General features: G+C 60.2%; 11 protein-coding genes. 6 read left to right on the top strand and 5 right to left on the bottom strand.

Going from position 1 to position 14,799, the window contains the following annotated elements; translation table 11 throughout:
* Positions 1-190 precede the first annotated feature (190 nt).
* The 3 genes from ACZZ0Q_RS16540 to rloA all read right to left on the bottom strand — a co-directional run bounded on the left by ACZZ0Q_RS16540 (position 191) and on the right by rloA (position 3,400).
* A complete protein-coding gene (locus ACZZ0Q_RS16540; protein WP_122492493.1) occupies positions 191-1,177 on the bottom strand; it encodes an alpha-L-glutamate ligase-like protein in 987 nt (328 codons plus the stop codon).
* A gap of 3 nt (positions 1,178-1,180) precedes the next feature.
* A complete protein-coding gene (gene rloB, locus ACZZ0Q_RS16535) occupies positions 1,181-2,707 on the bottom strand; it encodes an osmotic stress tolerance membrane protein RloB (RefSeq protein ID WP_122492492.1) in 1,527 nt (508 codons plus the stop codon).
* A 141-nt stretch (positions 2,708-2,848) separates the two neighbouring features.
* Entirely contained in the window at positions 2,849-3,400 is a 552-nt protein-coding gene (rloA, locus tag ACZZ0Q_RS16530; protein ID WP_122492491.1) for a retropepsin-like aspartic peptidase RloA, read from the bottom strand.
* Between the two features lie 382 nt (positions 3,401-3,782).
* Between rloA and ACZZ0Q_RS16525 the strand changes: the two genes are divergently transcribed.
* The 5 genes from ACZZ0Q_RS16525 to prpF all read left to right on the top strand — a co-directional run bounded on the left by ACZZ0Q_RS16525 (position 3,783) and on the right by prpF (position 10,608).
* Positions 3,783-4,514, top strand: a complete 732-nt coding sequence (locus tag ACZZ0Q_RS16525) for a GntR family transcriptional regulator (protein WP_463541543.1) — start codon at positions 3,783-3,785, stop codon at positions 4,512-4,514.
* Complete coding sequence (gene prpB, locus ACZZ0Q_RS16520; protein ID WP_122451720.1) at positions 4,511-5,395, top strand: methylisocitrate lyase; 885 nt, start codon at positions 4,511-4,513, stop codon at positions 5,393-5,395. Before ACZZ0Q_RS16525 ends, prpB begins: the two co-directional genes overlap by 4 nt.
* A gap of 95 nt (positions 5,396-5,490) precedes the next feature.
* Positions 5,491-6,654, top strand: a complete 1,164-nt coding sequence (gene prpC, locus ACZZ0Q_RS16515) for a bifunctional 2-methylcitrate synthase/citrate synthase (RefSeq protein ID WP_110618555.1) — start codon at positions 5,491-5,493, stop codon at positions 6,652-6,654.
* Positions 6,655-6,668: 14 nt separating this feature from the next.
* Positions 6,669-9,281 carry a Fe/S-dependent 2-methylisocitrate dehydratase AcnD gene (gene acnD, locus ACZZ0Q_RS16510; RefSeq protein WP_463542306.1) on the top strand — a complete coding sequence of 871 codons (2,613 nt, stop codon included), beginning with the start codon at positions 6,669-6,671 and terminating at the stop codon, positions 9,279-9,281.
* A gap of 139 nt (positions 9,282-9,420) precedes the next feature.
* Positions 9,421-10,608 carry a 2-methylaconitate cis-trans isomerase PrpF gene (prpF, locus tag ACZZ0Q_RS16505; RefSeq protein ID WP_463541544.1) on the top strand — a complete coding sequence of 396 codons (1,188 nt, stop codon included), beginning with the start codon at positions 9,421-9,423 and terminating at the stop codon, positions 10,606-10,608.
* Positions 10,609-10,700: 92 nt separating this feature from the next.
* Here the strand turns inward: prpF and ACZZ0Q_RS16500 are convergent, their stop codons facing one another.
* Positions 10,701-11,345, bottom strand: coding sequence for a LysE family translocator (locus ACZZ0Q_RS16500; RefSeq protein WP_463541545.1), 645 nt, complete (start codon positions 11,343-11,345; stop codon positions 10,701-10,703).
* 45 nt (positions 11,346-11,390) lie between these two features.
* Complete coding sequence (ppsR, locus tag ACZZ0Q_RS16495; protein WP_110618553.1) at positions 11,391-12,209, bottom strand: posphoenolpyruvate synthetase regulatory kinase/phosphorylase PpsR; 819 nt, start codon at positions 12,207-12,209, stop codon at positions 11,391-11,393.
* Positions 12,210-12,401: 192 nt separating this feature from the next.
* On the opposite strand from ppsR, the gene ppsA reads away from it, so the two are divergent.
* Positions 12,402-14,774: a phosphoenolpyruvate synthase gene (ppsA, locus tag ACZZ0Q_RS16490; RefSeq protein ID WP_463541546.1), complete on the top strand. Its 2,373-nt coding sequence runs from the start codon at positions 12,402-12,404 to the stop codon at positions 14,772-14,774.
* Positions 14,775-14,799 lie beyond the last annotated feature (25 nt).

Below are 14,799 nucleotides of genomic sequence, written 5' to 3'. Positions count from 1 at the left end.
CCGCGATGCGGTGGTGATAAGGAATGCATTTTCAGGTCCGGTCAATCGCGGCTAGTCGGGATGCCGCCCAGCCGCTCCTACAGGTCGGTGGTTGGCGATAAAACTCGTTGTGTCTGGTGGAGATGGCCCTGTGGATTGGTCAATAAAAAAGCCCGGCATTGGCCGGGCTTTTCCTTGCGCTACGAACCCATCAAATCTCAGGCCGATGCACGTTGCCAAACAGGCTCTGGGAAAACTTTACGCGGTCCTCGGCGGTTTCCACCACGCCTTGTGCGGTCAGTTCTTCAATGCGCGCTTCCACGGCATGGGCGCGGTGGGTGAGGCCGCAGTCGTTGGCGATCTGGATGTTCAAGCCGGGGCGCGCGTTGAGTTCCAGAATCAGCGGGCCTTTTTCCTGGTCGAGCACCATGTCCACACCGATGTAGCCCAGCCCGCACAGTTCGTAGCAACCGGCGGCCAGTTTCATAAAGCCATCCCAGTTGGGTAGCTGCACGCCATCGACGGCATTGGTGGTGTCGGGGTGCTTGCTGATTTTGTTGTTCAGCCAGGTGCCGCGCAGCGTGACGCCGGTGGCCAGGTCGACACCCACGCCAATGGCGCCCTGGTGCAGGTTGGCTTTGCCACCGGACTGGCGGGTGGGCAAACGCAGCATGGCCATCACCGGGTAGCCCATCAGCACAATAATGCGGATGTCCGGCACGCCTTCGTAGCTGATGCTTTTGAAGATCTGGTCCGGCGTAACCCGGTATTCGATCAGCGCGCGGTCGCGGTGGCCGCCCAGTGAGTAGAGGCCGGTGAGAATGCTGGAGATCTGATGCTCCAGCTCTTCATGGCTGACGATCTTGCCGGACACCGTGCGGTAGCGGTCTTCGAAGCGGTCGGCGATCACCAGAATGCCGTCGCCGCCCGCGCCCTGGGCGGGCTTGATGACGAAGTCGGGACGGTCGCCGATGATTTCCGGCAGCTTGTCGATCTGCTTCTCGGTTTCGATGATGCCGTACATTTCCGGCACATGAATGCCGGCCAGAATCGCCCGCTCTTTGGTGATGATCTTGTCATCCACAATCGGGTACAGGTGCCGTTTGTTGTACTTGAGCACGTAGTCCGCGTTGCGCCGGTTGATGCCCATAATGCCTTTGGCTTCCAGGGCCTTCCACGTTTTGATCATGCCGAACATGGCTCAGTCCTTCAGAAAGGCTTTGAAGCGGAACAGCTCGGTCAGGCGATAGCCGCGATAACGACCCATGGCCAACATGAAGCCCACCAGAATCAGCAGCACTGCCGGGAAGGTGAAGACGAAGTAGTTGAGCTCCGGCACTGTCATCAGCAGGTGCGCCAGGGAGGCGGCGAACAGCGTGCCGATGGCGACTTTCATGGCATGGCCGCCGCCACGTTCTTCCCAAGTGATCGACAGGCGTTCGATGGTCATGGTCAGAATCACCATCGGGAACAGCGCCACCGACAACCCGCGCTCCAGACCCAATTTATGGCTCAGCAGGCTGATGGTCGCGATCAGAACCACCACAAAGGTCAGCACCACCGACAGCCTTGGCAGCATTTGCAGTTTCAAGTGTTCCAGGTACGAGCGTAACGACAGGCCCAGCGCGGTAATGATGGTGAACAGCGCAATGCCGTAGCCCAGTTGCATTTCGCGGAAGGCGAGGGCGATCAGTACAGGGGTGAACGTACCCAGGGTTTGCAGGCCGATCAGGTTACGCAGCACCAGAATCACCAGCACGCCGATGGGGATCATCACCATGATCATGAAGGTTTGCTGGGTTTGCAGCGGCAGGCCGTACAGCGAGTATTCGAGGAAGTCGGCGTCGGTGTTTTCGTCGGTCAGCTTGGCCAGGCGAATGGCGTTCATCTGGCTGTTGTTAAGGCTGAAGCGCACCTGCAGCTTTTTCCCGCCCTCGATGCTCACCAGGTTTTCATCACCGGTCCACCACACCAGGCGGTCTGCCGGCAGGCCTTGTTCGCCGGTTTCCGGGCTGAAGTACAACCAGTCCTGACCGTTGAAGCTGCGCAGCCACAGCTCCGGGGTTTGCGGTTGATCGGCCACCAGGCGAATGGTGTGCACGCGCTCCATCGGCACGTGGGCGATGGAGAGCAGCAGTTCGATGGTTTTGGCTTTGTTCGGGGTCGACGTGTCGCCTGCCAGCAGCAGTTTGACGTTGTCGTCGTTGAGGTTGTTAACCCGCTTGATGGTTTCGCTGATGAAGGTTTCGATGTCGGCCGAGTGTTGGCGAATCGGCGCCATCAGGGCTTCGGCGGCGATTTTCTCAGCGCCTTCAACGGCAATGCTGTCGCGGAATATCGGGCCTTTGGCTTTAGGTTTTTCACCGCTGTAGCGTTTGGTCAGCACCAGGCGGTAGTAGAGCGTTTGGTTGCCACTGACACGACGGGCCGACCAGGTGACCTTACGGTTGCCGTCGACGCGGTTGATGCTCACCCCGTAGTTATTGGAAATGAAGCTCTCGTTGAGGCTTACATAATCCTGGCTCAGCGGCGGCACGAACATCTGCACCTTCACCGGGTTTTTCGGTGTGGCCTGGAATTCGACCTTGGCATCGATGTTCCACAGATCGTCGGTTTCATCCTCGGTAATCGGAATGCCAACGACGAAAATCTGGTAGGCCGTAATCAGAACGCCCAGTGTCACCAAAATGGCGATCAGGACTTTCAGATGCAGGGTAAGAGAGCGCATGTAGGGAACCTGTCCATTAATCAATCTTGTCAGTGTCGCTGTACCACAAGACCCCAGGCAGGGCGCGGTGCAGGTAATGGCATTGCGGTGGAGCTCACGTTCTTGACGCTGTTTCGGTGCGTGCGCGGCCGGGTAGGCCGTTTAGCTCACCGGTTGTTTCTCACTGCTGTCTTCTGCCACCGCGCAACCGGGTTTGCCGGCGGCGTATTTGAGGCTGGGGTCGACCAGGGCGTCGAAGCGTTTCAGGGCTTCGGAGCCAATCAATAAGGGGTACTGAAATGCGCTGCGGTCGGTGAGGTTGACCTCGATGGTGCGCAGGGCTTTGCCCATGCATACCTGAAGTTCGATGACCGGACGTGCTGTGTAGGTTTTCTCTTCGTCGGGATCGTAGTCACCGGCGCGGCGTTTGATTTTGCTGATACGCGCCAATGGACGTTCGATGGGGTGCGCGTGGGCGTCGTCGATGGCCAGGTAAAAGCGCACCCAGGTTTCGCCATCGCGCTTGAAGCGTTTGATGTCGCGAGCACTGAGCGAAGCGGTTTTGGCGCCGGTGTCGAGTTTGGCCGCCACTTGCAGGTCAATGTCGGTGAGCTGCGCGTATTCGTTCAGGCCATACACACCCTTTTCCGCCGCCTGGCTGAGGGCCGGCAACAGAACGAGCGATAACAAGAGGGCTAAGGGCTTGAGTGTCATAAGTCCTAAAACGGATCGTGGAAATTTCAGCGGGGTCCGTGTGGAGCAGTCCCGGATCAAGTCACTTAGTGTTAACAGCAAGGGCTTAGGTTCACCTGGCGCTTGGCGAGTGAGTCTAGCAGCCCGCACGGCGCAGTCTGGCAGGCTTCAAGCGCGGCGCATTCTAACATGCAGATTTTTTGCGGCGACAGGCGGTTGCGTGGCAAAAAAACATCGCGGCTAAAGCCGCTCCCACACCGAACGCCACCCTCTAAGGGCGGCTTTAGCCGTGATCGCTGAAAACCTCGCGCTTAAAAAACTGTCAACAATCCACTCTGATCGTTTGACTAAAGCGCGTTCGAGGGGTAGTTTTCACCGAAATATTCATCGGTGTGTCGACAATATGCAAGACGCCCTCGAATCCGTAGTCGACGCCCCCGTCGACTCCGAAACCCTCTCCGAGCACGTATTCCGCCGCATTCAGGCGGCCATTGTGCAGGGCGACATCGCCCCCGGCAGCAAGATTTCCGAACCCGAACTGGCGCGCACCTACGGCATCAGCCGTGGCCCGTTGCGTGAGGCGATTCACCGGCTCGAAGGCCAGAAGCTGCTGGTGCGCGTGCCCCATGTCGGCGCCCGCGTTGTATCGCTGAGCCATGCCGAGCTGATTGAGCTGTACGAAATTCGCGAGTCCCTGGAAGGCATGGCCTGTCGCCTGGCCGCCGAGCGCATGAGCCAGACAGAAATTGATGAGCTGCGCAGCGTGCTGGATTTGCACGAGCGCGACGCCGCGTTCCAGGCCGGTGTTGGTTACTACCAGCAAGAAGGCGACTTCGACTTCCACTACCGAATCATTCAAGGCAGCGGCAACAAAACCCTGGCGCAGATGCTCTGCGGCGAGCTGTACCAACTGGTGCGCATGTATCGCCTGCAATTTTCCGCCACGCCCAATCGCCCGCGTCACGCGTTTGCTGAGCACCACCGCATTCTCGACGCCATTTCCGAGCGCGACGGCGAACTGGCGGAGCTGCTGATGCGCCGCCATATCGCGGCCTCCAAACGCAATATCGAACGCCACTACACCGGCCAGGCCGGGCAGGCGGTTTCCAAATCCCCCACGAGAGGTGAAGCATGAGCTCCAACACCCCAGGTCAACGTTTCCGCGCTGCCATTGCTGCCGAGTCGCCGTTGCAGGTCATCGGCGCGATCAACGCCAACCATGCGTTGCTGGCCAAGCGCGCCGGTTATAAAGCCATTTACTTGTCCGGTGGCGGGGTGGCTGCCGGCTCCCTGGGCTTGCCGGATCTGGGCATCAATACGCTAGACGACGTGCTCACCGACGTGCGCCGCATCACTGACGTATGCGACTTGCCGCTGCTGGTCGACATCGACACCGGCTTCGGCCCCAGTGCCTTCAATATCGAGCGCACAGTTAAAAGCCTGATCAAGGCCGGCGCTGCGGCGGCTCATATCGAAGACCAAGTCGGCGCCAAGCGTTGTGGTCACCGTCCGGGCAAGGAAATCGTCTCCACCGAAGAAATGGCCGACCGCGTCAAAGCCGCTGCCGACGCCAAGACCGACGCCGATTTCTTCCTGATCGCCCGCACCGACGCCATTCAGGCCGAAGGCGTGGACGCTGCCATTGAACGCTGCCTGCGCTATGTGGAAGCTGGCGCCGACGGCATCTTTGCCGAGGCCGCCTACGACCTGCCGACCTACAAGCGCTTTGTCGACGCCTTGGGTGTGCCGGTGTTGGCCAACATCACCGAGTTCGGCGCCACGCCGCTGTTTACCCGCGATGAGCTGGCCTCGGTCGGCGTTGCCATTCAGCTTTATCCGCTGTCGGCATTCCGCGCTTCGAACAAGGCGGCGGAAAGTGTTTACACCTCGATTCGCCAGAACGGCCACCAGAAGGACGTCATCGAATTGATGCAGACCCGTGCTGAACTGTATGACCGCATCAACTACCACGCCTTCGAGCAAAAGCTCGACGCGTTGTTTGCCGCCAAGAAGTGATTGCCACCCGGCCGCTCGACTGAAGCGGCGGCCGGCCAGCGCTGTGCTGAGTCAGAACAACAATTACAACCGGATCAGATGAGGAGATAGCCGCGATGAGCGCAACCCCAGAGACGACCACGCCGGGCTTCAAACCCAAAAAATCAGTTGCCCTGAGCGGCACCGCCGCCGGCAATACCGCGCTGTGCACCGTCGGCCGTACCGGCAACGACCTGCACTACCGTGGCTACGACGTGCTGGATTTTGCCAACCGCTGCGACTTCGAAGAAATCGCCCACCTGCTGGTGCACGGCAAGCTGCCGAACGTGTCGGAACTGGCCGCATACAAGGCCAAGCTCAAAGCGCTGCGTGGCATTCCGGCCGCGCTGAAAACCTCGCTGGAACAACTGCCGCCCTCGGCGCACCCGATGGATGTGATGCGCACCGCCGTGTCGGTGCTGGGCTGCGTGTCGCCAGAAAAAGACGACCACAACCACCCCGGCGCCCGCGACATTGCCGACAAGCTGATGGCCTCGCTGGGCTCGGCCTTGTTGTATTGGTATCACTTCAGCCACAACGGCAAGCGCATTGATGTGGAAACCGACGACGACTCCATCGGCGGTCATTTCCTGCACTTGCTGCATGGTGAAAAGCCGCGCGAGTCGTGGGTGCGCGCCATGCACACCTCGCTGAACCTGTACGCCGAGCATGAATTCAACGCCTCGACCTTTACCTCGCGCGTGATCGCCGGCACCGGCTCGGACATGCACTCGTGCATCGCCGGCGCCATTGGCGCGTTGCGTGGCCCCAAGCATGGCGGCGCCAACGAAGTGGCCTTCGAAATTCAGAAACGCTACGACAACCCGGACGAAGCCGAGGCCGATATCCGCGCCCGCGTTGAGAAAAAAGAAGTGGTGATCGGCTTCGGCCACCCGGTGTACACCGTGGCCGACCCGCGCAACAAAGTGATTAAAGAAGTGGCCCGCGAGCTGTCGGCAGAGCAGAACAACACCAAGATGTTCGACATTGCCGAGCGCCTGGAAACCATCATGTGGGACATCAAGAAAATGTTCCCCAACCTCGATTGGTTCAGCGCCGTGAGCTACCACATGATGGGCGTGCCCACCGCCATGTTCACGCCGCTGTTCGTGATCGCCCGCACCTCAGGCTGGTCGTCTCACGTTATCGAGCAGCGTATCGACGGCAAAATCATTCGCCCGAGCGCCAACTACACAGGTCCCGAAGACCTGAAGTTCGTGCCGCTCAAGGACCGCCCATAACCATGAGCATTGCGATGAACACCCAATACCGCAAGAACCTGCCGGGCACCGTGCTGGATTACTTCGACACGCGCGAAGCGGTCGATGCCATTGAACCGGGCGCTTACGCCAAGCTGCCGTACACCTCGCGTGTGTTGGCCGAGCAATTGGTGCGCCGCTGCGACCCGGCCATGCTCACCGATTCCCTCAAGCAACTGATCGAACGCAAGCGCGACCTCGACTTCCCTTGGTACCCGGCGCGCGTGGTGTGCCACGACATTCTCGGCCAAACCGCCCTGGTCGATTTGGCTGGCCTGCGTGACGCAATCGCCGACATGGGCGGCGACCCGGCGAAGGTCAATCCGGTGGTGCCGACGCAACTGATCGTCGACCACTCGTTGGCCGTGGAATACGCCGGCTTCGACCCGGATGCATTCGAGAAAAACCGCGCCGTGGAAGAGCGTCGCAACGAGGACCGTTTCCACTTTATTGAGTGGACCAAAACCGCGTTCAAGAACGTCGACGTGATCCCGGCCGGCAACGGCATCATGCACCAGATCAACCTGGAGAAAATGAGCCCGGTGATCCAGGCGCGTGACGGCGTGGCCTACCCCGACACCTGCGTCGGCACCGACAGCCACACCCCACACGTGGATGCCTTGGGCGTGATCGCCATTGGCGTTGGCGGTCTGGAAGCGGAAACCGTGATGCTCGGCCGCGCCTCGATGATGCGCCTGCCCGATATCGTCGGCGTCGAGCTGACTGGCAAGCGTCAGCCCGGCATCACCGCCACGGACATCGTGCTGGCGATTACCGAGTTCCTGCGTAAGGAGCGCGTGGTTGGCGCCTATGTGGAGTTCTTCGGCGCAGGCGCCAACAGCCTGTCCATCGGCGACCGCGCGACTATCTCGAACATGTGCCCCGAATACGGCGCCACCGCCTCGATGTTCTACATCGACCAGCAAACCATCGACTACCTGAACCTGACCGGCCGCGAGCCGCAGCAAGTGGCGCTGGTTGAGCAGTACGCCAAGCTCACCGGCCTGTGGGCCGACGCGCTGGAAACGGCCGAATACGAGCGGGTGCTGAGCTTTGACTTGTCCAGTGTGGTGCGCAACATGGCGGGCCCAAGCAACCCGCACAAACGCCTGCCCACCAGCGCCTTGCAGGAACGCGGCATTGCCGGCGACGCCATGCTAGCGGCAGCCAAGGGCGAAGAAGCCGACGGCAAATTGCCGGACGGCGCGGTGATCATCGCTGCCATCACCAGCTGCACCAACACCTCGAACCCGCGCAACGTTGTTGCCGCCGGATTGGTCGCGAAGAAAGCCAACGCCTTGGGTCTGCAACGCAAACCGTGGGTGAAAACCTCGTTCGCGCCGGGCTCGAAAGTGGCCAAGTTGTACCTGGAAGAAGCCGGTTTGCTCAGCGAACTTGAGCAACTGGGCTTTGGCATCGTGGCCTATGCGTGCACCACCTGTAACGGCATGTCTGGCGCGCTGGACCCGGTGATTCAGCAAGAAATCATCGACCGCGACCTTTACGCCACCGCCGTGTTGTCGGGCAACCGCAACTTCGACGGGCGCATTCACCCGTACGCCAAACAAGCGTTTCTGGCCTCGCCGCCGTTGGTGGTGGCGTACGCCATCGCCGGCACCGTGCGCTTCGACATCGAGCAAGACGTGCTCGGCCATGACGCTGCTGGCAACGCCATCACGCTTAAAGACTTGTGGCCAAGCGACGAGGAAATCGACGCCTTGGTGGCCTCGTCGGTGAAGCCGGAGCAGTTCAAGCAGATTTACATTCCGATGTTCGACCTGGGCACGGTGGAGGAGGCGGCCAGTCCGCTGTACGACTGGCGCCCGCAGTCGACCTACATTCGTCGCCCGCCGTATTGGGAAGGTGCCCTGGCCGGCGAGCGTAGCCTGACCGGCATGCGCCCGTTGGCGGTGCTGCCGGACAACATCACCACCGATCACCTGTCGCCTTCCAACGCCATTCTGTTGGACAGCGCCGCCGGCGAATACCTGGCGAAAATGGGCTTGCCGGAAGAGGACTTCAACTCCTACGCCACGCACCGCGGCGACCACTTGACCGCCCAGCGCGCCACCTTTGCCAACCCACAGTTGGTGAACGAAATGGCCGTGGTCGACGGGCAGGTGAAGAAGGGCTCGCTGACCCGAATTGAGCCGGACGGCAAGGTCACCCGCATGTGGGAAGCCATCGAAACCTACATGGAACGCAAGCAGCCGCTGATTATCGTGGCCGGCGCCGACTACGGTCAGGGCTCGTCGCGTGACTGGGCCGCCAAAGGTGTGCGCCTGGCTGGCGTGGAAGCGATTGCCGCTGAAGGCTTCGAGCGTATTCACCGCACCAACCTGGTGGGCATGGGCGTGTTGCCGCTGGAATTCAAACCCGGCACCAATCGCCTGACTCTGGGCCTGGACGGCACCGAGGTGTACGACGTGATCGGCGAGCGCACCCCGCGCGCCACGCTGACCTTGGTTATCACCCGCAAGAACGGCGAGCGCCTGGAAGTGCCGATGACCTGCCGCCTGGATACGGCGGAAGAAGTGTCGGTGTACGAAGCGGGCGGCGTGTTGCAGCGCTTTGCTAAGGACTTCCTGGAAGCGACGGTGGCGGTTTAACCGTCGTTGTTCCGGCAAGAGATGGCTTTATGTGGGAGAGGCTTCAGCCTCAATCTTTTGACTTTAAAAGCATCGAGGCTGAAGCCTCTCCTACAGGGTCCGAGTGATTTCCGAATTGGCTTTATCAGGACGCGATTCCATGCCCCACGCACCGCAAATCAAAATCCCCGCCACCTATATGCGTGGCGGCACCAGTAAAGGCGTGTTCTTTCGCCTGCAAGACTTGCCGGAAAGCTGCCAGGTGCCGGGCACGGCCCGCGACCGCCTGTTTATGCGTGTGATCGGCAGCCCCGACCCGTACGCCGCGCAAATCGACGGCATGGGCGGCGCCACGTCGAGTACCAGCAAGTGCGTGATTTTGTCGAAAAGCACGCAGCCGGATCACGACGTTGATTACCTGTACGGCCAGGTTTCCATCGACAAAGCGTTCGTCGACTGGAGCGGCAATTGCGGCAACCTTTCCACCGGCGCCGGCGCGTTTGCGCTGCATGCGGGCTTGGTCGACCCTGCGCGCATTCCCGAAAACGGCGTGTGCGTGGTGCGCATCTGGCAGGCCAATATCCAGAAAACCATCATCGCCCACGTGCCGGTCAGCAACGGCCAGGTTCAGGAGAGCGGCGACTTCGAGCTGGATGGCGTGACCTTTCCAGCGGCGGAAATCGTGCTGGAATTCCTCGACCCGTCGGATGACGGCGAGGCGGGCGGCTCGATGTTTCCCACGGGCAACCTGGTCGACGATTTGGAAGTGCCGGGTATCGGCACCTTCAAGGCGACGATGATTACGGCCGGTATTCCCACGGTGTTTGTGAATGCCGAGGACATCGGCTACACCGGCACCGAACTTCGCGAAGACATCAACACCAATCCCGCCGCGCTTGAGCGGTTCGAAGCCATTCGTGTGGCCGGCGCGCTGCGCATGGGCCTGATAAAAAGCCCGGAAGAAGCACTGACCCGCCAGCACACGCCCAAGGTGGCGTTTGTTGCCAACGCGCAGGACTACCGCGCTTCGAGCGGCAAAACCGTGGCCAAGGGCGAGGTCGATTTGCTGGTGCGCGCGCTGTCCATGGGCAAGTTGCACCACGCCATGATGGGCACGGCGGCGGTGGCCATTGGCACGGCTGCATCAATTCCCGGCACGTTGGTGAACCTGGCGGCAGGCGGCGGTGAGCGCACGGCGGTGCGCTTTGGGCATCCGTCGGGCACGTTGCGCGTCGGCGCCGAGGCGCAGCAGGTGAACGGCGAGTGGGTGGTGAAGAAAGCGATCATGAGCCGCAGTGCGCGGGTGTTGATGGAAGGCTGGGTGCGGGTGCCGGCGGGGAGTTTTTAAACATTTTTCGCCAGCAAGCTGGCTCCTACAGGTGGAACGCGTCCGGCTTTGTAGGAGCCAGCTTGCTGGCGAACGGGACTAACGCCAAACCATCAATGATGCGTAGTGCTCAACAACACCCCACTGGCGCCCATGAAAAACGCCCCGGTGGTTTTGTTCAGGCGCCGCGCCCCTGTAGGAGTCTTGATCAGCCGGCGAATCTGCCGCCCGAACAGGCCGTACACCATGGAGGCCACGAACTCGGCCAACAGGTACGTGCCGCCCAGGTACACAAATTGTTCGGTGGTGGGCAAATCGGGTTTGATGAACTGCGGGAAGATGGCGGCGAACAGCAGAATGGCTTTGGGGTTACTGATGCCGACGAGGAACTCCTGAAGCATCAGGCGCGTCACACTTCTGCCGCCAGCCGCGCCCTCTGCTACGCTGCTTTCAGCCAGATCGAGGCCGCTGAATTCACGGCTGCGCCAGGCGCGAATGCCGAGATAAAGCAGGTAAGCCGCGCCCAGCCACTTCAACACGGTGAACGCGGTTTCCGACGCCAGCAACATGGCCCCAAGGCCAACGGCGGAAATGGCTAGGAAGATGGCATAGGCCACATTGCGGCCCACGGTGGCGGCCACCGCAGTGCCGACGCCATAACGAATACCGTTGTTGAGTGCACAGAAATTGTTGGGCCCAGGTGTCAGGGCAATCGCCACGGCGATCGGTGCAAACAGCAAGCAGTCCAATAGCGTCATCGAATGTGCACCTTTTTCGCTGTAGCGGGTCTGTTTCAGCGGCGTCTACTTCAAGCGCCGTTCAACGCCTTTTTCCACCAGGATCTTGGCGGAGATTTCTTCCACGGAAAAATGCGTGGAATTGATGTACGGAATGTTTTCCCGGCGCAGCAGTTGTTCGACTTCACGCACTTCGAACTCGCACTGGGCAAAACTGGCGTAACGGCTGTTGGGCTTGCGTTCGTTGCGAATGGCGGTCAAGCGGTCGGGGTCGATGGTCAGGCCGAACAGCTTGTCTTTGTACTGCTTGAGCGCGTTGGGTAGTTGCAGGCGCTCCATGTCGTCTTCGGTCAGCGGGTAGTTAGCTGCACGAATGCCATATTGCAGTGCCATATATAGGCAGGTTGGGGTTTTACCGCAGCGCGAGACACCGACCAGAATTAGGTCTGCCTTGTCGTAGTAATGCGTGCGGGCGCCATCGTCGTTGTCGAGGGCGAAGTTAACCGCCTCGATACGCTCCATGTAGTTGGAGTTGTGGCTGATGGAGTGGGACTTGCCCACCGAATAGGACGAGTGCGACGTCAGTTCCTGTTCGAGGGGAGCGAGAAAGGTCGAGAAGATGTCGATCATGAAGCCATCGGACTTGGCGAGAATATCGCGGATGTCCTGGTTGACGATGGTGTCGAAAATGATCGGGCGAACGCCGTCTTTCTCAGCCGCATTATTGATTTGCTGTACCATCGCCCGCGCTTTTTCTACGGTGTCGATGTAGGGGCGCGTGAGCTTGTGGAACGTGATGTTCTCGAACTGCGCCAGCAGGCTTTGGCCAAGCGTTTCGGCCGTGATGCCGGTGCCGTCGGAGATGAAGAAAGCGGTTCGTTTCATTTGCACCGAGGGCCTTAAGCTAAGGATGATTCTTGGCTATCATAGGGCCCCTTTGATCGAAGCCATGCCGGTTGGCATTGTTACTTATTTTCCAGGGCCAGGCCACCGTCACAGGGAGCGGCACCAAGGTGCAGCAAAGCGTGAGAGTAAATAGGGTCTGAGCTAGTCCAACACCGTTAGTGGAGAGATCCCTTGGCTGAATACGTAGTTTCCCTCGATAAGCTCGGCGTCCATGATGTGGAGCACGTGGGGGGCAAGAACGCATCCCTCGGCGAAATGATCAGTAACCTCGCAGGCGCTGGCGTCTCGGTCCCCGGTGGTTTCGCAACCACTGCCCAAGCCTACCGTGATTTCCTCGAACTGAGCGGCCTCAACGCCCAGATCCATGCCGCGCTCGACGCGCTGGATGTCGATGACGTCAATGCCCTGGCCAAAACCGGTGCGCAGATCCGTCAATGGATCATGGAAGCCGAATTCCCTGAACGTTTGAACACCGAAATCCGCGAAGCCTTTGCGGTCATGGCCAACGGCAACGAAAACATGGCCGTGGCCGTGCGCTCGTCGGCCACTGCCGAAGACTTGCCAGACGCCTCGTTCGCCGGCCAGCAAGAAACCTTCCTGAACATTCGTGGCGTGGAAAACGTCATCCGCGCCGCCAAGGAAGTGTTTGCCTCGCTGTTCAACGACCGCGCTATTTCCTACCGCGTGCACCAGGGCTTCGATCACAAGCTGGTGGCGTTGTCGGCTGGCGTGCAGCGCATGGTGCGTTCGGAAACCGGCACCGCTGGCGTGTTGTTCACCCTGGATACCGAATCGGGCTTCCGTGACGTGGTGTTCATCACCGGCGCCTACGGCCTCGGCGAAACCGTGGTGCAAGGCGCGGTGAACCCCGACGAATTCTACGTTCACAAGAAAACCCTGGAAGAAGGCCGTCCGGCGATCCTGCGTCGCAACCTGGGCAGCAAAGCCATCAAGATGATCTATGGCGACGAAGCCAAGGCCGGCAAGTCGGTGAAAACCGTTGATGTCGACCGCGCTGACCGCGCCCGTTTCTGCCTGAGCGATGCCGAAGTCACCGAGCTGGCCAAGCAGGCGATCATCATCGAAAAACACTACGGCCGCCCGATGGACATCGAGTGGGCCAAAGACGGCGACGACGGCAAGCTGTACATCGTCCAAGCCCGTCCGGAAACCGTAAAAAGCCGCACCACGGCCAACGTGATGGAGCGCTACCTGCTTAAAGAAACCGGCAAAGTGCTGGTGGAAGGTCGCGCCATTGGCCAGAAGATCGGCGCCGGTAAAGTGCGCGTGATCAACGATATCGCCGAGATGGACAAGGTTCAGCCGGGCGACGTACTGGTTTCCGACATGACCGACCCGGACTGGGAACCGGTCATGAAGCGCGCCAGCGCCATCGTCACCAACCGTGGCGGCCGTACCTGCCACGCCGCGATTATCGCCCGTGAGCTGGGTATTCCGGCAGTGGTCGGTTGCGGTAACGCCACGCAAGTGCTGGTCGATGGCCAGGGCGTGACCGTGTCGTGTGCTGAAGGCGATACCGGTTTTATCTTCGAAGGCGAGCTGGGTTTCGACATTCGCACCAACTCCGTCGATGCCATGCCTGATCTGCCGTTCAAAATCATGATGAACGTCGGCAACCCGGACCGCGCGTTTGACTTTGCCCAGTTGCCTAACGCTGGTGTCGGCCTGGCGCGTCTGGAATTCATCATCAACCGTATGATCGGCGTGCACCCCAAGGCGCTGCTGAACTACGAAGGCTTGCCAGCAGACATCAAAGACAGCGTCGACAAACGCATCGCCGGTTACGACGATCCGGTTGGCTTCTATGTCGAGAAGCTGGTCGAGGGCATCAGCACCCTGGCCGCCGCGTTCTGGCCGAAGAAAGTTATCGTGCGGCTGTCGGACTTCAAGTCCAACGAATACGCCAACCTCATCGGCGGCAAGCTCTACGAGCCGGAAGAAGAAAACCCGATGCTGGGCTTCCGTGGTGCCTCGCGTTACATCAGTGAATCGTTCCGCGACTGCTTCGAACTGGAATGCCGTGCGCTGAAGAAAGTGCGCAACGAGATGGGCCTGACCAACGTCGAGATCATGGTGCCGTTCGTACGCACCCTGGGCGAAGCGAGTCAGGTAATCGACTTGCTGGCGGCCAACGGGTTGTCCCGTGGCAAAGACGGCCTGCGCATCATCATGATGTGCGAACTGCCGTCCAACGCCATTCTGGCCGACGAGTTCCTGGAATTCTTCGACGGCTTCTCCATCGGCTCCAACGACTTGACTCAGCTGACCCTGGGCCTGGACCGTGACTCCGGCATCATTGCTCACCTGTTTGACGAGCGTAATCCGGCGGTTAAAAAGCTGCTGTCCAACGCCATTCAGGCCTGCAACAAAGCCGGCAAGTACATCGGCATTTGCGGTCAGGGCCCATCGGACCACCCGGACCTGGCCAAGTGGCTGATGGAGCAAGGCATTGAAAGCGTGTCGTTGAACCCGGACTCCGTGTTGGAAACCTGGTTCTTCCTGGCTGAAGGTCAACAGGCCTGAGGTCCTGTTGGGCTTCGCGATGCTC

It is taken from the genome of Pseudomonas sp. AC070, assembly GCF_979258635.1.
This window is presented reverse-complemented; position numbering and strand designations above follow the sequence as displayed.

What these genes read in the sequence shown, in the direction of transcription:
- ACZZ0Q_RS16540 (WP_122492493.1), bottom strand. Translation starts at nt 1,177, where the DNA reads ATGTTCGGCATGATCAAAACGTGGAAGGCCCTGGAAGCCAAAGGCATT.
- rloB (WP_122492492.1), bottom strand. Translation starts at nt 2,707, where the DNA reads ATGCGCTCTCTTACCCTGCATCTGAAAGTCCTGATCGCCATTTTGGTG.
- rloA (WP_122492491.1), bottom strand. Translation starts at nt 3,400, where the DNA reads ATGACACTCAAGCCCTTAGCCCTCTTGTTATCGCTCGTTCTGTTGCCG.
- ACZZ0Q_RS16525 (WP_463541543.1), top strand. Translation starts at nt 3,783, where the DNA reads ATGCAAGACGCCCTCGAATCCGTAGTCGACGCCCCCGTCGACTCCGAA.
- prpB (WP_122451720.1), top strand. Translation starts at nt 4,511, where the DNA reads ATGAGCTCCAACACCCCAGGTCAACGTTTCCGCGCTGCCATTGCTGCC.
- prpC (WP_110618555.1), top strand. Translation starts at nt 5,491, where the DNA reads ATGAGCGCAACCCCAGAGACGACCACGCCGGGCTTCAAACCCAAAAAA.
- acnD (WP_463542306.1), top strand. Translation starts at nt 6,669, where the DNA reads ATGAACACCCAATACCGCAAGAACCTGCCGGGCACCGTGCTGGATTAC.
- prpF (WP_463541544.1), top strand. Translation starts at nt 9,421, where the DNA reads ATGCCCCACGCACCGCAAATCAAAATCCCCGCCACCTATATGCGTGGC.
- ACZZ0Q_RS16500 (WP_463541545.1), bottom strand. Translation starts at nt 11,345, where the DNA reads ATGACGCTATTGGACTGCTTGCTGTTTGCACCGATCGCCGTGGCGATT.
- ppsR (WP_110618553.1), bottom strand. Translation starts at nt 12,209, where the DNA reads ATGAAACGAACCGCTTTCTTCATCTCCGACGGCACCGGCATCACGGCC.